Consider the following 21,853-nt stretch of genomic DNA (forward strand, 5'->3'; position numbering starts at 1 on the left):
AGGTTCCACCCCGCGGGGCGGGGCGCTCGTGAAGCGTCCCGCCCCGCGTCGGCGGACCTCCGCCGGACCCCAGGATCAGATGGGAGCAGGAGAGAGCATGACGACCGACACCGCCGAGAAGGCGCCGACCCCGGCGACGGAGTCGCACGGGCGCAGCTGGACCGGCCTGGGCTGGGGCTTCCTCGTGAAGCTGCTGCTGATGATGGTGGTGAACGCCTTCGGCGTCTCCGCGATCATGTCCGCGTGGAACGCCGAGGCGTGGGTGATCCTGGGCGCGCTGGTCGTGTTCCTGGTGGTCGCCGACTGGGTGTACTTCTCCAAGCGCATGCTGCCGCTGAAGTACATCTACCCCGGGCTCGTCTTCCTCCTCGTCTTCCAGGTGTTCGCGATGGGCTACACCGCCTACGTCGCGACCACCAACTACGGGGCTGGCCACAACGGCTCCAAGCAGCAGGCCGTCGAGGCCGCGCTCATCCAGGCCGAGCGCGAGGTGCCGGGCTCCCCGTCGTACCCGCTCGCCGTGGTGCGCGACGGCGACACGCTCGGCTTCGCCATCACCGAGGACGGCACGGTCGAGGTCGGCACGGCCGACCAGCCGCTCGAGGCCGTCGACGGCGGCAAGGCCGACGACAGCGGCCGCCCGACCGAGGTGCCCGGCTGGGAGATCGTCCCCCGCGGCGACCTGCTCAGCGACCAGGCCCTCGCCAAGGAGGTCACCGACCTGCGCGTGCCGGTGTCCGAGGACGCCAACGACGGCTCGCTGCGGACCCGCGAGGGCTCGACCGCGAAGGTCTACAAGTCCTCCATGGTGTGGGACCCCGCGGCCGACACGCTGACCGACACCGAGTCGGGCGTCGTGTACACGCCCAACGACCGCGGCACGTTCGTCGGCGACGACGGCTCGACCCTCGCGACCGGCTGGTATGTCTCGATCGGCGCCGACAACTTCGTCACCGCCGTCACCAACCCCGACTACGCCAAGCCGCTGCTGCGCGTCGCCGCGTGGACGTTCGCCTTCGCGTTCCTCACCGTCGCGACCAGCTTCCTGCTCGGCCTGCTCTTCGCGATCGTGTTCAACGACGACCGCGTCAAGGGCAAGAAGATCCTGCGCACGCTGTTCATCCTCCCGTACGCGTTCCCCGCGTTCCTCACGGCGCTGCTGTGGCAGGGCATGCTGAACCCCGAGTTCGGCGTCATCAACAAGTGGTTCTTCTTCGGCGCCGACATCAACTGGCTCGGCGACCCGTGGCTCGCCCGGTTCTCGGTGCTCGCCGTCAACCTGTGGCTGAGCTACCCGTACTGGTTCCTCATCTGCACCGGCGCGCTCCAGTCGCTGTCGGGCGAGACCACCGAGGCCGCGAAGATCGACGGCGCGGGCCGCTGGCGCCAGTTCCGGTCGATCACGTTCCCGCTGCTGATGGTCTCGACCGCGCCGCTCGCGATCTCGTCGTTCGCGTTCAACTTCAACAACTTCACGATCATCTACATGCTCACGGGCGGCGGGCCGAACTTCGACGACACGAGCGTCCCGCTCGGCGCCACCGACATCCTCATCACCGCGATCTACCAGATCTCCGGCGTCCAGGGCGGTCGCGCCGACTACGGCCTCGCGGCAGCGCTGTCGATCGTCGTGTTCGTCGTCGTGGGCATCGTCTCCGGGCTCGCCTTCCGTCAGACCAAGAAGCTGGAGGAGTTCTGATGGCCACCACCGCTCCCGCCGCGCCCGCCGCGAGCAAGGGCAACCGCCGCAAGCCGACGCGCCGCTCGCGCTGGTGGCTCGAGGTCGGCTGGAAGTACCCCTTCGCCGCGCTCATCATCTTCTACGCCGCGTTCCCGCTGGTGTTCGTGCTGTCGGCGTCTCTCGACGAGCGCGGCAGCCTCGCCGGCACGTCGACGCTGTTCAGCTCGATCAGCTTCGCCAACTACCAGAACCTCAACGACACGCTGTTCTGGACGTGGGTGGGCAACACCCTCATCATCGGCATCGCCGCCGCGATCGGCGCGGTCCTCATGGGCGCCGCCGCCGCATACGCCTTCTCGCGGTTCCGCTTCAAGGGCCGCCGCAGCTCGCTCACCGGCCTGCTCATCCTGCAGATGTTCCCGCAGACGGTCGCGTTCGTCGCGATCTTCCTGCTGCTCATCTCGCTGGGGCAGGTGGTCCCGGCGCTCGGCATCAACTCCAAGATCGCGCTCATCTGCGTCTACCTCGGCACCGCGCTCGGCTCGAACACGTTCCTCATGTACGGCTTCTTCAACTCCATCCCGACGGAGATGGACGAGGCCGCGAAGATCGACGGCGCGAGCCACTCGCAGATCTTCTGGGGCATGATCATGCCGCTCGTGCGCCCCGTGCTCGCCGTGGTCGGCCTGCTCGCGTTCGTGTCGTCCTTCGGCGACTACGTGCTCGCGAAGATCGTCCTCGTGTCCCAGGAGAACTGGACGCTGTCGGTGGGCATGTACCAGTGGGTGTCCGACCAGCTGACCGCGCGCTGGGGCATCTTCTCCGCCGGCACGGTCATCGCGGCGCTGCCGGTGCTCATCCTGTTCCTCGCGCTGCAGCGCTACATCGTGGGAGGCCTCACCGCCGGCTCCGTCAAGGGCTGACGGGCCTCCTTCCAGAGGGGAGGGCCCGGGGTCGCGCAGGCGATCCCGGGCCCTTTCTGGCCTCCCGGGGACGATGCGCGGCGCACCCGAGCGCGCATCGTCCCGCCGGGAGGTGATACCGGTCACAGTACGGTCACAATGCACGGGTTCGGCGCGCTCGGGCCCGCATGTTGACGATAACGTTGGGACCGTTCACAGGCGCGGGGTGACCGCGCGCGTGGGCGCGGCGGCCACTGGGTCGCCCGATTCGAGGGAGAGTCGCGCGGGACGGGCAACGCAGCCCCGGAACCGCATCGGCGCCCCGACGATCACCCCCTCGACCGGGCGCGACGACGGCGCCCGGGACGCCGGACCCCGCCGGCGGATCAACGTCGATCACAGGGAAGGCACCATGAGACAGCACCTCAGGTCATCGGCCGCAGCGGCCGGCATCGCGCTCTGCGGCGTCGTCGCGGGATCGGGGGTCGCCGCCGCGGCGACCGACGAGCCCGTCGACGCCGGCATCACCGTCCCCAAGGTGGAGAACCTCTCCAGCGACTTCATGAACGGCGTCGACGTCTCGTCGATCCTGTCGCTCGAGGAGAGCGGCGTGACGTTCAAGGACTTCGACGGCCAGCAGGCCGACATCTTCGACGTGATGGCCGAGGCCGGGATCAACTACGTCCGCGTGCGCGTGTGGAACGACCCGTACGACGCCTCCGGCCACGGCTACGGCGGCGGCGACGTCGACGCCGCGCGTGCGACCGAGATCGGCCAGCGCGCCACCGCGGCCGGCATGAAGGTCTTCGTCGACTTCCACTACTCGGACTTCTGGGCGCACCCCGGCCAGCAGACCGCCCCCAAGGCGTGGGTGGGCATGAGCGCCGCGCAGAAGGCGACGGCGCTCTACGACTACACCGCCGCGACCCTCCAGGAGATGGAGGACGCGGGCGTCGACGTCGGCATGGTGCAGATCGGCAACGAGACCACGAACCTCCAGCTCGCGGGCGAGAACTGGCCCGCGTCGGGCGCGCTGTTCAAGGCCGGCTCCGACGCGGTGCGCGCGACGGTGCCCGACGCCAAGGTCGCCGTGCACTTCACCAACCCCGAGAAGGGCACGTTCGCGGGCTACGCGGACAAGCTCGCGAAGGGCGCCGACGGCGTGGCGAACACCGGCGACGAGATCGACTACGACGTCTTCGCCTCCTCCTACTACGCGTACTGGCACGGCACCACGGCCAACCTCACGGCGCAGCTGAAGAACATCGCCGACACGTACGGCAAGGACGTCATCGTCGCCGAGACCTCGTGGGCGTACACGCTCGACGACGGCGACGGCTACGAGAACAACATCACCACCGCCTACGACCAGTACTCGACGAGCGTGCAGGGCCAGGCGCTCGCGGTGCGCGACGTCATGGCCGCGGTGGCTGACGTCGGCGACGCCGGCCTGGGCGTCTTCTACTGGGAGCCCGCGTGGCTGCCCGTGGGCCCGCCCGACCAGCTCGCGCAGAACCAGCAGCTGTGGGAGCGGGACGGCTCCGGCTGGGCGTCCTCCTACGCCGGCGAGTACAGCGCCGACGCGGCCGCCAACTACGGCGGCTCCGGCTGGGACAACCAGGCGATGTTCGCCGCCGACGGCACCCCGCTCGAGTCGCTGCGCGTGTTCGACTACGCCCGCTACGGCACGGTCGCCCCGCGCGCCGTCGACAGCGTGACCTCGCCCAGCATCACCGTCACCGACGGCGACGCGGTCGCCCTGCCGACGACGGTCACGGTGCGCTACACCGACGGCACGTCCGAGGAGCAGTCCGTGACGTGGCAGGCGAAGGCCTCCTGGATCACGGGCCCCGGCACCTACACGGTCGCCGGCACCACCGCGTCCGGCCTCGACGCCACCGCGACGGTGACGGTGCTGAGCGGCGACGCGACGGGCACCAACGTCGTCGTCAACGGCGGCTTCGAGCTCGGCACGTCCCCGTGGGTCGGCTCGGGCTCGGGCTACACGATCCACGCCACGGACGACCCGTACGCGGGCACCTACGCCACGCACTTCTACAAGAGCACCGCGTACAGCTTCACGATCTCGCAGGACATCCCGAACGTCCCCGCGGGCACCTACCGCCTCAGCGCGAAGGTGCAGGGCGGCGACGCGGGCGCGTCGGACGCGATGTACATCACCGCGGCCTCCGGCATCGCGAGCGTGAGCGCGCCGTTCTCGCTCAACGGCTGGGCCAAGTGGCAGTCGCCCACCACCGGCACCCTCACGGTGCTCGACGGCGCGACCGTCTCCGTCTCGGCGACGTTCAACCTGTCCGCCGGCGCGTGGGGCACCATCGACGCGTTCGAGCTCGTCGCAGAGACCCCCGTCGTCGAGGTCGACACCGCCGCGCTCGAGGCCCTGGTGGCCGAGGCCGGCGACGTGGACCGCGACGCGTCCTCGGCCGTGACGCTCCTCGCGCTCGACCGGGCGGTCGCCCGCGCCGGGTTCATCCTCGGCTCGCCCGCGCCCGGTCAGGCGTCCGTCGACGCCGCCGCCGACGCCCTGCAGGCCGCGCTCGACGGCCTCGAGCCCGGCGACGGCACCATCCCGGACCCGACCGTCAGCCCCGTCACGCTCTCCGTGGTCGACGGCGACGCGATCGCGCTGCCCGGCACCGTGACGGTCGTCGCGTACGACGACTCGACCACCGCCGACGCGGTCGTGTGGCACGACTCGGTGGACTGGATCGACGGCCCCGGCGTCTACACCGTGACCGGCGTGACCGAGAACGGCCGCACGGCCACGGCGACCATCACCGTCACCGCGCGCGCCCTGCTCCCCAACGGCGGCTTCGAGAACGGCTCGACCGACGCCTCCCCGTGGAGCATCGTCGCGAGCCCGTGGCCCGACTCGAGCGTCGGCACCTTCTGGGTGAACGGCAACGGCCCCCGTACCGGCGCCTACGCGCTCAACCTGTGGAACGGCACCGGCGCGCCCTTCGAGGTGTCCGCCAGCCAGGACATCACCGGCCTGGCCGCCGGCACGTACCGCCTCGCGGGCTACGTCGAGGGCGGCGGCACCGCCGACCTCGCGCTCACCGCGACCTCCGCCGTCGCGAAGGCGTCCGCGCCGATCGTGTTCGGCGCCTGGAACGAGTGGGTGCCGGTGTCCACCGACGTCGAGGTGGGCGAGGACGGCACCCTCACGGTCGCGTTCGCCGGCACCGCCGGCGCGGGCGCGTGGGGCTACCTCGACGACCTGTCGCTCGTACGGGTGGACGTCGCCGAGGCCGACACGTCGGCGCTCGAGGCCGCCCTCGCGGCGGCCGGGGGCCTCGACCGGTCGCTCTACACCGACTCCACGCTCGCCGCCCTCGACCTCGCGGTCGAGAAGGGCCGCGTGGTCCTCGGCGCCGAGACCCCGGCGCAGGCCGCGGTCGACGCCGCCACGGGTCTCGTCGAGGACGCGATCGCGACGCTCGAGCGCAAGCCGCTCGAGTTCGGGACCGCGCCCCGGCCGGCCATCGCCGGCGTGGTGAAGGCGGGCTCGGTGCTCACCGCGGACGCCGGCACCTGGGAGCCGTCGCCTGCGACGCTCACCTACCAGTGGATGCGCGACGGCGAGCCCGTCGCGGGCGCCACCGGCGCCACCTACCGGGTCACGGGCAACGACCGCGCGTCGGTGCTCAGCGTCGCCGTCACGGGCACGCGGCCCGGGTACGTCGCGCGCACCGTGACGTCGGCGCCCGTCGAGGTGTCGGCGAAGCCGGGCCAGGTGGTCACCGCGGGCTGACGCGGCGCCGCACGCGCGACAAGGGGCCTGGCTCCGGGGGACACCCCGGGGCCAGGCCCCTCGGTCGTGAGCGCCGTCAGCCCTCGGGGATGGAGAGGTACAGGCGCAGCGACAGCGCCTCCATCGTCTGCGGGTCGCCCGGCTGGATGACGGCGTCGGGCCGCTCCGCGAGCGACTCCCACGCGCTGTCCCACGCGAGCCGCCACGGCTCGCCCTGGTCCTCGGGGATCGTCACGTCGACCGCGTGCCCCGCGCCGTTGACCACCACCAGCGCATCGGCCTCCCGCGCGTCGGACAGCGACCGCATGAACTGCACGACGCGGGTCTCGGGGTCCTCCCACCAGTCCTCGTCCTCGTGCTCGCCGTCCTTGCGGAACCAGGCCGAGTCGGCGCGGAACAGCCGGTCGGTGGGGTCCTCGTCGACGCCGTCGTAGAACCGGCCGGGGCGCAGCACGCGGTGCTCGCGGCGCAGCCGCAGCAGCTCCGCGATCGACGCGCGCAGGTCCTCCTGCCACTGCTCGAGGTCCCAGTCGAACCACGAGATCGCGTTGTCCTGGCAGTACGCGTTGTTGTTGCCACCCTGGCTGCGGCCGATCTCGTCCCCGCCGAGGATCATCGGGGTGCCCGCGGACACCAGCAGCGTGCCGAGCATGTTGCGCATGGAACGGCGGCGCGCGTGGAGGATCTCCGGGTCGTCCGTGGCGCCCTCCACGCCGTGGTTGAAGGACCGGTTGTTGTCGGTGCCGTCGCGGTTGTCCTCGCCGTTGGCCTCGTTGTGCTTGTGGTTGTAGGCCGTGAGGTCGTGGGCGGTGAAGCCGTCATGCGCCGTGATGAAGTTGACCGACGAGACGGGCCCCCGCATCCCGTACGGGTCCGAGTGGCCGAACAGGTCCGACGAGCCCGCGATGCGGGTCGCGAGCTCGGGAGCGGTGGGGTGGTGGCGCTGGCCTCCCGCGGCCGCGCCCCACTGGAGCCAGAAGGCGCGCGTGTAGTCGCGGAAGCGGTCGTTCCACTCCGCCATCGGCTGCGGGAAGTTGCCCACCTGCCAGCCGCCGAGCCCCACGTCCCACGGCTCGGCGATGAGCTTGAGGCCGCTGAGCACGGGGTCCGTGATGAGGCCCACGAGGAACGGGTGGTCGCTCGAGAAGCCCTGCATCGTGCGCCCCAGCGTGGCCGCGAGGTCGAAGCGGAAGCCGTCGACGTGCATCTCCGTCGCCCAGTAGCGCAGCGAGTCGAGCGCCATCTTGGTCACGAGCGGGTGCGAGAAGTCGAGCGTGTTGCCGGTGCCGGTCGTGTCGTCGTAGTGCTGCGGCGCGTGCGGCTGGTGGCGGTAGTACACGCGGTTGTCGAGCCCCTTCCACGACAGCACGCGGTCCGCGCTCGAGCCCTCGCACGTGTGGTTGTAGACCACGTCGAGGATCACCTCGAGGCCGCCCTGGTGCAGCAGGTCGACCATGCCGCAGAACTCGTCCTGCACCGCCTGGGCGCCCGCGGCGCGCGCCGCCTCGGTCGCGTACCCGGCGTGAGGAGCGAAGAACCCGAGCGTCGAGTAGCCCCAGTACGAGTCGAGCCCGCCGTGCTCGAGGTGCGGCTCGGGCGCGAAGGCGTGGATCGGCAGCAGCTCGAGCGCCGTGACGCCCAGCGACGTGAGGTAGTCGATCGCCGCGGGGTGCGCGAGCCCCGCGTAGGTGCCGCGCAGCTCCTCGGGCACGCCCGGCATCGTCCGCGTGAACCCCTTGACATGGGTCTCGTAGATCACGGTGTCGGTCCAGCGCACGCGCGGGTGCGGGGTCTGCCACGGGCCCGAGGGCTTCTCGGTGACCACCGACCGGGGCATGAGGGGCGCCGAGTCCGTCGCGTCGCGCGAGCTCAGCAGGGCGCGCGAGCCCGGCTGCGTCATCGGCGCCACGCGGCCCTCGATCCCGCGCCCGTACGGGTCGAGCAGCAGCTTCGCCGGGTTGTAGCGGTGGCCCTGCTTCGGGTTCCACGGGCCCGACGCGCGGAAGCCGTAGCGCTGGCCCGCCTCGATGCCGGGGATGAAGCCGTGCCAGATGCCGTTGCGGGGGCCGCGCAGCGCGATGCGCGTCTCGGTGCGCCCGTCCTCGGAGAACAGGCACAGGTGCATCCCTGTGGCGTGCGCCGCGTACACCGCGACGGTGGCACCGCCCGCGGCCAGATGAACGCCGAGGCGCTGCGGGTTGGGGGAGGGCTCGACCGTGGCGGCGTTCATGTCCATATTGTTAGCCCACAACGCCCCGGGGCCCCGGTTGCTTCCGCCGTCGGCGCCGTCGCGGGCGCCGCTAGGCTGTGCAGCATGCGCATCCTGGTGACGGTGAAGTTCGTCCCCGACCTGCAGTCGCAGCGGTCCTTCACGGACGGCGCCGTGACGCGTACCGGGGACGACGGCACGATGAACGAGCTCGACGAGAACGCCGTCGAGGCGGCCCTGCAGCTCAGGGAGGCCGCCGGCGAGGGCGAGGTCTACGCCCTCACCGTGGGTGGGGACGATGCGGTGGCGGCGGTCCGCAAGGCCCTCCAGCTGGGCGTCGACCACGCCCTCCACGTGGCGGACGCGAGCGTGGCCGGCTCCGACGTGTTCGGCACGGCGAAGGTGCTCGCCGCGGCGGTCCGCAAGGTCCACGACGAGGCCCCGCTCGACCTCGTCATCACCGGCATGGCGGCGCTCGACGGCCTCACGTCGATGCTCCCCACCGCGCTCGCGGCCGAGCTCGACTGGTCGCAGCTCACGCTCGCGTCGGGCCTCACGATCGACGGCGCCACCGCGACCGTGGTGCGCAACCTGCCCGACGCGCACGAGACCGTGTCCGCGCCGCTGCCCGCCGTCGTGTCCGTGACCGACGAGGCGAACACGCCGCGCTACCCCAACTTCAAGCTGATCATGGCGGCGCGCTCCAAGCCGGTCACCACGTGGACGCTCGAGGACCTCGGCGTCGACGCGGCGACCGTCGGCGCCGCGGCCGCGCGCACCGTGGTGGTCGACGCCTCGCCGCGCCCGCCGCGCGAGAACCGCACCGTCGTCACCGACACGGGGGAGGGCGGCGCCGCGCTCGCCGACTTCCTCATCGAGAGGGGGCTCGCATGAGCACGGTCGCCGTCCTGGTCGAGAGCCGCGACGGCTCCGTCACCCAGCCCACGTTCGAGGCGCTCACGCTCGCCCGCACGCTCGGCACGCCCGTCGCCGTGTGGATCGGCGCGGCGCCCGCGCCCGCCGAGGCCGCGCGGCTCGGGATCCACGGCGCCGAGGAGGTGCGGGTCGTCGACGCGGGCGACGCGGCGCGCCTGCCCGCGGCGGCCGCCGCCGCCCTGGGTGCCGCCACGGCGGATGCCGACGTGGTGCTCGTGATCTCGACGTTCGTCAACAAGGAGATCGTGACGCGGCTCGCGCTCGCCACGGGCGCCGGCGTCGTGGTCGACGCCTCGGACGCCGAGATGGTCGACGGCCACGTCGAGACCCTCCAGACCGTGTTCGCGGCGACATGGAACGTGCGCACGCGCATCGCGACCGACAAGGCGATCGTCGGCATCCGGCCCAACACCACGCAGGCGAGCCCGGGCGAGACCCCCGGCGCGGCCACGCTCGTCGAGGTGGCGGCGGACCTGCCCGAGACCCGCGAGCTGGTCACCGGCGTCGAGCCCGTGCCCGCGCCCGACGGCGTCCCGCTCGCGGAGGCGCCCGTCGTGGTGTCCGGCGGCCGCGGCACCAACGGCGACTACACGCTCGTGCGCGAGCTCGCGGAGCTGCTCGGCGGCGCCGTGGGCGCGTCCCGCGACGCAACCGACGAGGGCTGGATCTCGCACGAGCACATGGTCGGCCAGACCGGCACGACCGTCACGCCCGCCCTGTACGTGGCGTGCGGCATCTCGGGAGCCGTCCACCACCGGGGCGGCATGCAGGCCTCCGGCACCATCGTCGCGGTCAACATCGACCCGGACGCGCCGATCTTCGAGATCGCCGACTTCGGCGTCGTGGGCGACCTCGGCGACGTGATCCCGCAGGCGATCGCCCGCATCAAGGAGGTCCGCGGGTCCTGAACCCGCGGGCGCGGGGCGCGGGCTCAGCCCAGCAGCGCCTCGCGATCGCCCACGAACCCCGGGCGGCCGACGGGCTCGACCGTGACCCCCTCGAACGTGTAGCGCTGCGCGAACACGAGCGTGCGGTCCTGCCCGCGCTCCTGCGCGAGCACCATGACGGCGTGCTCGTCGCCGTCCGCGCCCGTGAGCTGGCCGTCCCACAGCAGCGCGACCCGCTCGGCGGTGGAGCGCTTCGCGGCGTCGCGCGCCGCGCGCACGGTGGTCTCGACGCCGGCGCCCGTGAAGGTCTTGATGGTCCGGTCGCCGGTGCCGGTCTCCTCGATCAGCGAGGTCGCGAGCCCCTCGGGCCTCGCGACCTGCCCGACGCCGTGCTCGAGCACCGCGAACACGAGCGCGTGGAGGCTCCTGCCCCCGGGGATGCCTGTCATGTCAGTCCTCCGCATCGATGCTGAGGGAGAGATCCTCCCACCGGTCGACCTCGGCGCCCAGACGCGCCAGCTTGGCCCGCGTCTGGGTGACCGCGTGCGCGCCGCCGATGAGGTGGAGCGGTGGCGCGGGCTCCTCCGCGAGGCGCAGCATCGCCTCGGCGGCCGCGCGCGGCGAGCCCGGCTGGTGGCCGGGCAGCGCGTGGATGCGGTCCCAGAAGGGCCGCATCACGTCCTCGTAGTCGGGAAGGATCTCCTCCTTCTTCGCGCCGCTCGGGATCCACAGCGTGCGGATCGGGCCGGGCTCGAGCAGCGTCACCGTGATCCCCAGGTGCGCGACCTCGGCGGCGAGCGCCTCCATGAACCCCGACACCGCGAACTTCGAGGCGCAGTAGTACCCGAGCCCCGCGGAGCCGCGCACGCCCGCGATCGAGGACACCGTGAAGATGCGGCCCGAGCGCTGCGCGCGGAGGTGGGGCAGCAGCGCCGTCGTGACGGCGGCCGCGCCCCAGAAGTTGGCGTCCATGACCTCGTGCGCGTCGGCCGGCTCGGATTCCTCGATCGTCGAGAAGTAGCCGATGCCCGCGTTGTTGACGAGCACGTCGACCCGGCCGAACCGCGCGAGGGCCGCGTCCACGGCGGCGGCGACCGCCGCATCGTCCCTCACCTCGAGCGGGAGCGCGAGGACGGTGTCGGGGAAGCGGGCGACCAGGGCGTCGAGCGTCTCCGGGCGGCGCGCGGTCGCGACCACCCGGTGGCCCGCCTCCGCCGCGCGCTCGGCGGTCGCGCGGCCGATGCCGGTCGAGCAGCCGGTGATGAACCAGACGGCCATGGGAGCTCCTTCGCGTCGAGGTACCCCGACACGCTAGCGCGCGGAGGTCCCGGGCCGCGGCCCGCTAGGGCAGGGGCACCGTCTGGCCGTCGATCTCGACGGTTGTCGGCCCGGACGAGCCCATGTCGTCCCACGAGCCGAGGATGTGGGCGGCCACCACGATGAACAGCACCAGCCCGGCGATCGAGATCACGGCCCACACCGCGAAGAAGGCCCACGCGAGGGGCCCCGAGCGCGCGGGCAGGGACACGAGCGGGTCGCCGGCGCCGTGGCGACCGCCGGGGAAGGGGCGCCCCCGGCCGGCGGACTGCGCCGCATCGTCCATCGCCTGCTGGTGGTGCATGCGCGCCAGCTGCTCCTGCTGGAGCCTCGCCTGCGCCGCCAGCTCGTCGTTGAAGCTCTGGTCCATCGCCGCCCCCTCGCCGTTGGTGCTCAACCTAGCGCCGCGACGGCCACGGGGGGAAGGGTGCGCGACGCGCGAGGGACGCGCCCCCGCGTCGCGGGCATGTTATCCACCTGTTCATCAACTGGAAATGGAGGTTTTACCAGCCGGAAGCCAACGGTTCGACTGCCATCCCTAGCCTGTGTCGGGTGACCATCACACCCCCCAGAAGCGTGCGCAGAGCTGGCGCCGCCACCGTCCTGGGCGCCATCGGCGCCTCCGTCCTCACGGCGTTGCCGGCCTCGGCCGTCGCCGCCTCCGACCTGTTCTTCTCCGAGTATGTGGAGGGCAGCGGCTACAACAAGGCCGTCGAGATCTACAACGGCACCGGCGAGGCCGTCGACCTGTCCGCCTACCAGGTCCGCATGTACGCGAACGCGAACACCACCTTCTCGTCGATCACCCTCGCCGGCACCGTCGCGCCCGGTGACGTGTTCGTCCTGGCGAGCTCGAACACCTCGAGCACGAACGCCGTCGCCGCGCTCGCCGACCAGACCAGCGGATCGATCGCCTGGAACGGCAACGACCCGATCGAGCTCGTGCACTCGGGCGAGGTCATCGACAGGCTCGGCGTCGTCGGCACGGGTGCCGACTACGGCGTCGACGTGTCGTTGCGCAGGAACGCCGACGTGTGCGCGGGAGCGACCACGTTCGATCTCGCGCAGTGGACCGACGCGGGCAAGGACGTGGTCGCGGGTCTCGGCTCGCACACCGCGTCGTGCTCGGGCGAGCCGCCGGCCGACGTCCCGCCGACGGTCACGAGCGTGGTCCCGGCCGACGGCGCCGCGGGCGTCGCGACCGACGCCGCGATCGTGGTGACGTTCTCCGAGGACGTCATCGCGAGCGACCCGTTCACGCTCACGTGCGACGACGAGCCCGTCGCGATCGACTACACGGGCTCGGGCGCGGCCTACACCGTCACCCCGGCCGAGGCGCTGCCCGAGGCCGCCACGTGCGAGCTCACCATCGACGGCATCGACATCGAGGACCGCGACGGCGAGGCCGACCCGATGGCGGCCGACTTCGTCAGCTCGTTCTCCACCGTCGGGCTCGTCACCCCGATCTCCGCGGTCCAGGGCACCACCGACACCAGCCCGCTCGCGGGCTCGACGGTCACCGTCGAGGGCGTCGTCGTGGGCGACTACGAGGGCACCAGCGCCGAGGGCGCGCTGCGCGGCTTCTACGTCCAGTCGCGCGACGAGGACCAGGACGGCGACCCGGCCACCTCCGAGGCCGTCTTCGTCTACCAGCCCGACGTCGACGTCGTCTCCGTGGGCGACGTGGTCGCCGTGACCGGCAAGGTCTCGGAGTACCAGGGCCAGACGCAGATCACCGCCGGCTCGGTCGACGTGCTCGACACCGGCGCGAGCGTCGCCCCGACGCCCGTGTCGCTGCCGTTCCCCGACGCGACCCACGCCGAGCGCTACGAGGGCATGCTCGTCAGCTTCGCGCAGGACCTCACGGTCACCGAGACCTACCTCCTCGGCCGGTTCAACGAGGTCATGGTCGCCGGCGACGGCAAGCTCGACCAGCCGAGCGCGGTGGTCGCGCCCGGCGCCGACGCGATCGCGCTCCAGCAGGCCAACGATCTTGACAAGATCAAGGTCGACGACGCGGTCAACCTCCAGAACATCACGCCGATGGGTCTGGGCGGGCAGCCGCTCGACGTCGCGGACCCGCTGCGCAGCGGCGACACCGTGACGGGCCTGACCGGCGTGCTCACCTACACGTGGGGTGGGAACTCGGCCTCGGGCAACGCCTGGCGCGTGCGCCCGGTGAGCGCCGAGGCCGCGACGCCCGACTTCCAGAGCGCCAACCCGCGCCCGACCGCGGCCCCCGAGGTCGGCGGCGACGTGAAGGTCGCGGCCTTCAACGTCCTCAACTACTTCCTCACCACAGCCTCGGGCACCGTCTGCGGCCCCGACGGTGAGAAGCAGGAGTGCCGGGGCGCCGACTCCCAGGAGGAGCTCGACCGTCAGACGGACAAGCTCGTCCAGGCGCTCGTCGCGCTCGACGCCGACGTCATCGGCCTCGCCGAGCTCGAGAACACGCCCGGCGTCGAGCCGGCAGCGTACCTCGCCGAGCAGATGAACGCCGCGACCGGCACGGACTCGTGGTCCTACGTCGACACCGGCGTGGTGGGCACCGACACCATCCGCGTCGGCTTCCTCTACGACTCCGCGGTCGTGTCCGAGGTCGGCGACCTCGCCATCCTGGACGACTCGGTCGACCCGACGTTCAACGACGACGCCAACCGTCCCTCGATCGCGCAGAGCTTCGAGGAGAAGGCGACGGGCCAGACCTTCACGGCGGTCGAGAACCACTGGAAGTCCAAGGGCTCGTGCCCCGCGGCCTCCGACACCGCGAACGGCGACCAGGGCGACGGCAAGAGCTGCTGGAACGGCGTGCGCACCGCGGCGGCCCAGGCGGTCGTCAACTGGCTCGACACCCACCCCACGGGCGTCGAGGACGACGACTACATCGTCATGGGCGACCTCAACTCGTACGGCCAGGAGGACCCGATCCAGGTGCTCCGCGACGCCGGCTACGCCGAGCTCGCCGAGGACTACTCCTACGTCTACGACGGCCAGTGGGGCTCGCTCGACTACGCCTTCGCGTCCGCCTCGATGGCGGGCCAGGTGACCGACGCCGCGCACCTCCACATCAACTCCGACGAGCCGACCGTGCTCGACTACAACACCGAGTACAAGTCCGCGGCGCAGCTCGAGGACCTGTACGCGGCCGACATGTACCGCACCTCGGACCACGACCCGGTCCTCGTCGGCCTCGACCTGGGCACCACCAAGGTCCAGATCCTCGGGACCAACGACTTCCACGGGCGCATCCTGCCGACGCTCTCGAGCGGCCAGGCCGGCGCGGCCGTGATGGCCGGAGCCGTCAAGCAGCTCGAGTCGCAGTACCCCAACTCGGTGTTCGCGGCCGCGGGCGACCTCATCGGAGCCTCGACCTTCGAGAGCTTCGTGGCCAAGGACAAGCCGACCATCGACGTGTTCAACGCGATGGGCCTCGATGTCTCGGCGGTGGGCAACCACGAGTTCGACCAGGGCTACGACGACCTTGTCGGTCGCGTGCTCGGCGACTACGACGCCGAGACCAACCCGTACGGCGGCGCGCAGTGGACCTACCTCGGCGCCAACGTGCGGATGGCCTCGGACGGCTCGCCCGCCCTCGACGAGACCTGGATGGCGGAGTTCGACAACGGCACCGCCGACCCGTCGGACGACGTCAAGGTGGGCTTCGTGGGCGTCGTGACCGACACCACCCCGTCGCTCGTGTCGCCCGCCGGCATCTCGAGCCTCGCGTTCGAGGACGAGGCTGTCGCGGCCAACCGCTCGGCCGCCGTGCTCGAGGGCGAGGGGGCCGATGCGATCGTCCTGCTCGTGCACGAGGGCGCCCCGACCACCAGGTACGAGGACGCGGTCGACACGTCGAACAACTTCGGCAAGATGCTCTCCGAGCTCTCGCCGAGCATCGACGCGGTGATCTCGGGCCACACGCACCTCGCGTACGACCACAAGGTCCCGGTCCCGCAGTGGATCGAGGAGGGTCGCACGGTCACCGAGCGCCCCGTGGTCTCGGCCGGCCAGTACGGCATGTTCCTCGACCAGCTGGTCCTCACGTTCGACAACGAGTCGGGTGAGATCGCCGGCATCGACACCGACACGATCAACCTCTCCGCGAAGGTCGACCCGGCGTGCACCTCGAGCTGCGCGCTCGTGTACCCGGCCGACCCGACGGTGCAGGCGATCGTCGACGCGGCCAACGCGAACGCCACCGTCCTGGGTGCGCAGTCCATCGGCGACCTGAGCGCGCCCCTCTACCGTGCCCGGACCTCGTCCAACGGTGAGGCGCGAGGCGGGGAGTCGACCCTCGGCAACGCGGTCGCGACCGTGCAGCTGTGGGCCACGCGGGCCAACGGCGCGCAGATCGCGTTCATGAACCCCGGCGGCCTGCGTGCGGACCTCCTGGGCGACGCGAACGGCACGGGCGCGTACCCGTCGAGCGTGTCGTACAAGCAGGCCAACACGGTCCAGCCGTTCGGCAACACGCTGTCGACCCTCACCCTCACCGGTGCGGACATCAAGGCGGTGCTCGAGCAGCAGTGGCAGCCCGACGGATCGTCGCGGCCGTTCCTCAAGCTCGGCATCTCCGACGGCTTCGATTACACCTACGACCCGACCGCCGCTCGCGGCGAGCGCATCCTCCAGATGTGGCTCGACGGCGAGGCGATCGACCCGGAGGCGGAGTACACCGTGGCCGCCAACGCGTTCCTCGCCACCGGTGGTGACAACTTCACCGCCTTCACGCAGGGGACCGACCTCACCGACACCGCCCGCGTCGACTTCGACGCGATGGTGGACTACCTCGCGCAGCTCGGCAGCCTCGGCACCGACTACGCGCAGCACGCGGTCGGCGTCACCGCCGGCTCGCTCGAGGCCGTGGCCGGCGAGGACTTCTCGTTCGACCTCAGCTCGCTGATGTTCACCGGCCCGTCCGACCTCCACGACTCGAACGTGGTGGTCAGCCTGGGTGGCGAGGTCCTCGGCACCTTCCCGGTGACCAACACCATCACGACCAGCACCTTCGACGACAACGGCACCGCCTCGGCGACCGTCGCCATCCCCGCGGGGCTCTCGGGCACGCAGCTGCTCGAGGTCGAGGGCGACGTCACCGGAACCTCCTTCGTGATCGCGATCGACGTGAAGGCGCCGGCGGCGACCGAGTTCACCACGACGGGCCACCCGTTCATCGTGGGAACCCTCAAGGCGGGCTCCACGCTCGCCGCGAGGCCTGGCACCTGGAAGCCGTCCGCGCAGGCGTTCGACTTCCAGTGGTACCGCGACGGCGTCGCGATCAAGGGGGCGACCGCCCGCACGTACGAGGTGCGCGCGGGTGACCGCGGTGCTCGCCTGAGCGTCGCGGTGACGGCGAAGCGTGCCGGGTACCTCCCCGTCACGGTGACGTCTGCCGCGCGTGCGGTGCCCAAGGTCTTCGCGCGGCCCGATCGGCCGACCATCCGGGGCACCGCGATGGTGGGCACGCCGATGACCGCCCCGACCACCGTGTGGTCGCCCAAGCCCGCGCAGGTCGCGTATCAGTGGATGCGGGACAACAAGGTGATCGCGGGGGCCACGAGCGCCACGTACACGCCTCGCAAGGCGGACCGCGGCCACTGGGTCAAGGTGCGGATCACGGTCTCCAAGGCCGGCTACCTCACCACCTCGGTCACGTCCCTCGTGCGGCACGTGAAGTGATCCTCGCGCCCGGTCGGATCCCGTAGCCCCCATCGGGATCCGGCCGGCGCGAGCGAGAGCGTCGCCGCACGTCGGGCGGACGCCTCACGCGACGGGGCTCGGCCGCATGGCCGGGCCCCGTCGTCGCGTGTCGGCGCCCGCGCGGCAGGGGTCAGCCCCGCACGATGTCCGCGGCCGCGAGCACGTCCGGGTCGCCGAGCAGGTCGATCGCCGCGACGCGACCGTCGACCACGGTGAACTCGAACGCGACGGCGACCGTGCCGCGGTGCAGCCACACCATGCCCGGCGCGCCGTCGATGGTCGCGGGGAACGCCGCCTTGGCGCCGCCCAGGAAGCGGTGCGCGACGGCGTCCGTGCCCGCGAGCACCTCCGCGGCGCCCATCGCCGCGGCGGCCCCGTCGGCGCGGCACACCACGTCCGGCGCGAGCGTCTCGACGAGCCGCGCGAGGTCGCCGGCTCTCGCGGCGGCCTGGAAGGCGTCCACCACCGCGGCGGGGGACGATGCGCCGGCGGGGACGGCGGCCTGCGCCCGGACCGCGGCGCGCGCCCGCGACGCGAGCTGCCGGGTCGCCACGACCGACCGGCCGAGCGTGGCCGCGATCTGGTCGAACGGGATCGCGAACACGTCGTGGAGCACGAACGCGACGCGCGAGGCGGGCTCGAGCGCGTCGAGGACGAGCGCGAGCGCCTCCTCGACCGCGGCGGCGACCACCGCATCGTCCTCGGGCCCGGGTGTGGGCTCGGCCCACGTCTCGTCGACCTCGGACGGCACGGTGCGACGGGCGCGGAGCATGTCGAGGCACACGCGCGACGTGATGGTCGTGAGCCACGCGGCCGGCCGCTCGATGCCCTCGAGCCCGGCGCGCGACGCGCGCAGCCATGCCTCCTGGACGGCGTCGTCCGCGTCGTCGGCGCCGACCAGGCGCGTCGCGACGGCGCGCAGGCGCGCCCGCTCGGTCTCGAAGATCCCCGTCAGATCCATGTCACAACCCTCTCGTGCGTACCGTCAGGGTGTCGACGGCCGAGACCCGGCCGATGTGACAAGGAGGACGTCATGACCGACCCCAACATCTCCATCCCCGCCGCCGACCTGCCCGCGGCGACCGCCCACTACGCCAAGGTGCTCGGCGTCGAGCCCTACGTGGACGAGGCCTACTACGTGGGCTTCTCGGTCGGCGGCATCGAGGTCGGGCTCGTGCCGGGCATGCCCGGCGGCCCGATCACCTACGTGCCGGTCGCGGACCTCGACGCCGCGCTCGCGGCCGCCGCCGAGGACGGCGGAAGCGTGCTGGACGGCCCGCGCGAGGTGGGCGGCGGCCTGCGGGTCGCCGTCGTCGCCGACGCGGACGGCCACGCCCTCGGGCTCAAGTCCGCTTCCTAGACTGGGGCGCGTGACCTACCTCGACCACGCGGCGACCACGCCCCTGCGCGCCTCCGCTCGGGAGGCGTGGCTCGCCGCGGCGGCCGAGCTCGGCAACCCCTCGTCCCTCCACGCCGCCGGGCGGCGCGCCCGCGCGATCGTCGAGGACGCGCGCGAACGCATCGCGGCGGCGCTCGGCGCCGACGCCCCCGAGGTGATCCTCACGTCGGGCGGCACCGAGGCCGACAACCTCGCGGTCAAGGGGCTGCACTGGGGACGATGCGCGGAGGACCCGGCGCGGCGCCGCCTCGTGGTGTCGGCCGTCGAGCACCACGCCGTGATCGACGCCGCCCGCTGGCTTCACGCGCGCGGCGACGCGGACCTCGTCGAGATCGCGGTCGACGCCGCCGGGGTGATCGACCTCGACGCGCTCGACACCGCGCTCGACCACGAGACCTCCCTGGTGTCCGTGATGTGGGCGAACAACGAGGTCGGCACGGTCCAGCCGCTGACGGACGTGGTCGCGCTCGCGGACGCGCATGGCGTGCCGGTGCACGCCGATGCGGTCCAGGCCGTCCCGTACCTCGAGGTGTCCTTCCGGCGGGCGGGCTTGTCCGCCATGACCGTCTCGGCCCACAAGGTGGGCGGGCCGGTCGGCGTGGGCGCGCTCGTGGCGCGCCGCGGGCTGCCCCTCGAGAGCCTCGCCCACGGCGGAGGGCAGCAGCGCTCGGTCCGGTCGGGCACGCTCGACGCGCCCGGGGCGGCCGCGTTCGCCGCCGCGCTCGACGCGGCGGTGGCGGAGCGGTCCGCCGAGCGCGCCCGGCTCGAGGCGCTGCGGTCCCGCCTGGTCGCGGGGATCCGGACGGCGGTGCCCGAGGCGACCGTCACCGGACCGCGGGATCCCGCGCTCCGGCTACCGGGCATCGTCCACTGCGTGATCCCGGGCGCGCGCGCCGAGTCCGTGCTGTTCCTGCTCGACGCCGCGGGGATCGCGGCGAGCTCCGGCTCAGCGTGCACCGCGGGCGTCGTGCAGTCGAGCCATGTCGCGATGGCGATGGGCTGGTCCGCCGAGGACGCCGCGTGCACCCTGCGCCTGAGCATGGGGCGCACCACCGCCGAGGCGGACCTCGACGCGGTCCTCGCGGCGCTGCCGGACGCGGTCGCGCGTGCGCGCGCCGCGTCCGGCGCGCGGTGAGGCGATCGCTCAGCGCAGCACGATGCGCAGGCGGTCCGAGCGGTAGGAACGCGCGTGGAACGTCCGCGCCGCCCCTGCGGCGTCGAGGTTGACGCCGCTGCGCCGCAGCAGCGGGGCGCCGGGCTCGACGTCGAGCAGCTCGGCCTCGCGGCGGGTCGCCGCGACCGCATCGAACGCGCGCCAGCCGGTGCGGAGCGGGACGCCGACGACCTCGCCGAGGCGCGCGGAGGCCCACGGGCCCTCGAGCAGGCGCCGCGCGTCGTCGGGCTCGCGCGTGGTCGCGAGCGAGTAGACGGAGCGCATCACGGGCGCGCCCGCGATCCGCGTGAGCGTCTCGACCTCGAGGCCGTCGTCGACGCCCAGCTCGTGCCGCGCGGCTGCCGACAGGCGGGCCCGGCCGACGGCGAGCACCTCCTCCCGCAGGTCGGCGGTGCCGTCGCCGCGCCCGATCGGGGCGCCCGACGCGTCGAGGTCGATGCGCAGCGGGGCGGCGGCGACGAACGTCCCCGCCCCCTGGCGCGCGACGAGCCGGCCCGCGCGGCGCAGGGAGGCGATCGCCTCGCGCACGGTGAGGCGGTTGACGCCGAACCGTGCGGCGAGGTCCGGTTCGGCGGGAAGGCGGTCTCCCGGAGCCCAGGCGCCGTCGTCGAGGTCGGCGAGGAGCCGCTCCTCGACCTGGACGTGGAGCGGGGTCGCGCGGGACCGGTCGAGCGTCATGGGATCAGGCTAGGCCGGGCGCCGCGAATTCATCTAGACGACACCCGCCCGTCACGTGGTGTTGGCCGTGCCTGCCTACACTCGGAGGGACGCAAGGTCATCTAGATGACTGCCCGAGATGCCCCTGGAGGAGCCCATGACCGCCGAGACCCTCAACGGACTCGCGAACGCGCGCGACGTCGCGACCGCCGCCCCCGGCCTGCGTGGTGGGGTGGTGTTCCGATCCGACGCCCCGCATGCGGGTGACGATGCCCCCGAGGGCCTCGCGCCGTGGCCGCCCGCGACCGTGATCGACCTGCGCGACCCTCGGGAGTCCACCGGCGCTCACCCGTTCGCCGGCGCCTCGACGGTCCACGCGATCCCGGTGCTCGGCGACGCGGCCTTCTCGCCAGCGCAGATGACCACGTCGCTCGTCGAGCTCTACCAGGGCATGATCGTCGGCGCCCCGGCGCGCGCGATCGTGCGTACCGTCACGGCGCTCGCGGTCGAGGTGGGTCCGGTGCTGGTGCACTGCACCGCCGGCAAGGACCGCACGGGCGTGTCGGTCGCGCTCGCGCTCGCCCTCGTCGGCGTGGACCGTGCCAGCATCGTCGCGGACTACGTGGCCACGAACGCCAACATGGGCGGCGTGGCCGCGCGTTCGCAGCGGTCGTGGTCGGGGGAGGTGCCCGAGGTGCCCGAGGGTGTCGACCTCGAGGCGCTCATGAAGGAGATGATGAGCGCGCCCGCACCTGCGATCGAGGGCGTGCTCGACGCGTGGGACGCCGCGGGCGGCGCGGAGGAGTGGTTCCTCGCGCACGGCGGCACCGTCGCCGACGTCGCGGCGCTGCGCGAGCGCCTGCTCGGCTGAGGCGCGAGCAAGGGCAGGTGAGGCGGACGCAGGTCACGCCTCACCCGCCCTCGCGTGTGCGACCATGGTGCACGGCTCGACGACGAGCCCCGCGGCAGGGGTTCGTCCCCGCGCCGCGGTCCACACGTCGCGCGGGGGTCGTCCCTCGCGCATGAAGCGAGTCGGTGCTCGACGCCTGGGAGACCGCGGGCTGTGGTTCCTTGTCCGTGGGGGTGTCGGGAGCCGACTACGAGGCGCTGAGGGGTTCGCCCCGCACGCGCCGGCCGGGTGCGTGCCTCGGAGTCGAGGGCACGCGCCCGGCTCCCCTCCTTCGCGGCCATGAGCCGAGCACGACGCCCCGGAGCT

The 21,853-nt window shown here is 72.7% G+C and carries 15 protein-coding genes; 9 read left to right on the forward strand and 6 right to left on the reverse strand.

What is annotated here, in order from left to right:
- Positions 1-97 precede the first annotated feature (97 nt).
- From AOM04_RS05890 to AOM04_RS14500, 3 genes are all read left to right on the forward strand, one after another.
- Entirely contained in the window at positions 98-1,699 is a 1,602-nt protein-coding gene (locus tag AOM04_RS05890) for an ABC transporter permease subunit (RefSeq protein WP_228373626.1), read from the forward strand.
- Positions 1,699-2,604 carry a sugar ABC transporter permease gene (locus AOM04_RS05895; protein ID WP_062463709.1) on the forward strand — a complete coding sequence of 302 codons (906 nt, stop codon included), beginning with the start codon at positions 1,699-1,701 and terminating at the stop codon, positions 2,602-2,604. The genes AOM04_RS05890 and AOM04_RS05895 overlap by 1 nt, the downstream gene beginning before the upstream one ends.
- A 391-nt stretch (positions 2,605-2,995) precedes the next feature.
- The gene (locus AOM04_RS14500; protein WP_156160631.1) at positions 2,996-6,358 is read left to right on the forward strand and encodes a glycosyl hydrolase 53 family protein; all 3,363 of its coding nucleotides are present in this window, start codon (positions 2,996-2,998) and stop codon (positions 6,356-6,358) included.
- A 76-nt stretch (positions 6,359-6,434) separates the two neighbouring features.
- On the opposite strand, the gene glgX is transcribed toward AOM04_RS14500, so the two are convergent.
- Positions 6,435-8,588, reverse strand: coding sequence for a glycogen debranching protein GlgX (gene glgX / locus AOM04_RS05905; RefSeq protein WP_062463711.1), 2,154 nt, complete (start codon positions 8,586-8,588; stop codon positions 6,435-6,437).
- A gap of 84 nt (positions 8,589-8,672) precedes the next feature.
- Here glgX and AOM04_RS05910 point away from each other — a divergent pair, with 84 nt between their 5' ends.
- Entirely contained in the window at positions 8,673-9,461 is a 789-nt protein-coding gene (locus tag AOM04_RS05910; protein ID WP_062463713.1) for an electron transfer flavoprotein subunit beta/FixA family protein, read from the forward strand.
- On the forward strand, positions 9,458-10,411 hold the full coding sequence (locus AOM04_RS05915) for an electron transfer flavoprotein subunit alpha/FixB family protein (protein ID WP_062463714.1): 954 nt from the start codon (positions 9,458-9,460) through the stop codon (positions 10,409-10,411). The genes AOM04_RS05910 and AOM04_RS05915 overlap by 4 nt, the downstream gene beginning before the upstream one ends.
- Before the next feature lie 23 nt (positions 10,412-10,434).
- Here the strand turns inward: AOM04_RS05915 and AOM04_RS05920 are convergent, their stop codons facing one another.
- From AOM04_RS05920 to AOM04_RS05930, 3 genes are all read right to left on the reverse strand, one after another.
- Positions 10,435-10,839, reverse strand: coding sequence for a hypothetical protein (locus tag AOM04_RS05920; protein ID WP_062463716.1), 405 nt, complete (start codon positions 10,837-10,839; stop codon positions 10,435-10,437).
- 1 nt (position 10,840) lies between these two features.
- Positions 10,841-11,668 (reverse strand): oxidoreductase, encoded by an 828-nt coding sequence (locus AOM04_RS05925; protein WP_062463718.1) that lies wholly within the window; start codon positions 11,666-11,668, stop codon positions 10,841-10,843.
- Positions 11,669-11,732: 64 nt separating this feature from the next.
- Positions 11,733-12,077: a hypothetical protein gene (locus AOM04_RS05930; protein WP_062463721.1), complete on the reverse strand. Its 345-nt coding sequence runs from the start codon at positions 12,075-12,077 to the stop codon at positions 11,733-11,735.
- 182 nt (positions 12,078-12,259) lie between these two features.
- Here AOM04_RS05930 and AOM04_RS05935 point away from each other — a divergent pair, with 182 nt between their 5' ends.
- Complete coding sequence (locus tag AOM04_RS05935) at positions 12,260-17,386, forward strand: ExeM/NucH family extracellular endonuclease (protein WP_082104423.1); 5,127 nt, start codon at positions 12,260-12,262, stop codon at positions 17,384-17,386.
- 151 nt (positions 17,387-17,537) lie between these two features.
- Here AOM04_RS05935 and AOM04_RS05940 read toward each other — a convergent pair whose 3' ends face one another.
- Positions 17,538-18,368 carry a sigma-70 family RNA polymerase sigma factor gene (locus AOM04_RS05940; RefSeq protein ID WP_062463726.1) on the reverse strand — a complete coding sequence of 277 codons (831 nt, stop codon included), beginning with the start codon at positions 18,366-18,368 and terminating at the stop codon, positions 17,538-17,540.
- A gap of 72 nt (positions 18,369-18,440) precedes the next feature.
- Here AOM04_RS05940 and AOM04_RS05945 point away from each other — a divergent pair, with 72 nt between their 5' ends.
- Positions 18,441-18,767 (forward strand): VOC family protein, encoded by a 327-nt coding sequence (locus AOM04_RS05945; protein WP_062463728.1) that lies wholly within the window; start codon positions 18,441-18,443, stop codon positions 18,765-18,767.
- A gap of 10 nt (positions 18,768-18,777) precedes the next feature.
- Positions 18,778-19,941: a cysteine desulfurase family protein gene (locus AOM04_RS05950; protein ID WP_062463730.1), complete on the forward strand. Its 1,164-nt coding sequence runs from the start codon at positions 18,778-18,780 to the stop codon at positions 19,939-19,941.
- Positions 19,942-19,950: 9 nt separating this feature from the next.
- Here AOM04_RS05950 and AOM04_RS05955 read toward each other — a convergent pair whose 3' ends face one another.
- Positions 19,951-20,658, reverse strand: coding sequence for a GntR family transcriptional regulator (locus AOM04_RS05955; protein ID WP_062463732.1), 708 nt, complete (start codon positions 20,656-20,658; stop codon positions 19,951-19,953).
- 136 nt (positions 20,659-20,794) lie between these two features.
- Here AOM04_RS05955 and AOM04_RS05960 point away from each other — a divergent pair, with 136 nt between their 5' ends.
- Positions 20,795-21,508, forward strand: coding sequence for a tyrosine-protein phosphatase (locus AOM04_RS05960; RefSeq protein WP_169816417.1), 714 nt, complete (start codon positions 20,795-20,797; stop codon positions 21,506-21,508).
- The last annotated feature ends 345 nt before the right edge of the window (positions 21,509-21,853 follow it).

The sequence above is a fragment of the Demequina soli genome (assembly GCF_000971195.1).
GTDB lineage: Bacteria > Actinomycetota > Actinomycetes > Actinomycetales > Demequinaceae > Demequina > Demequina soli.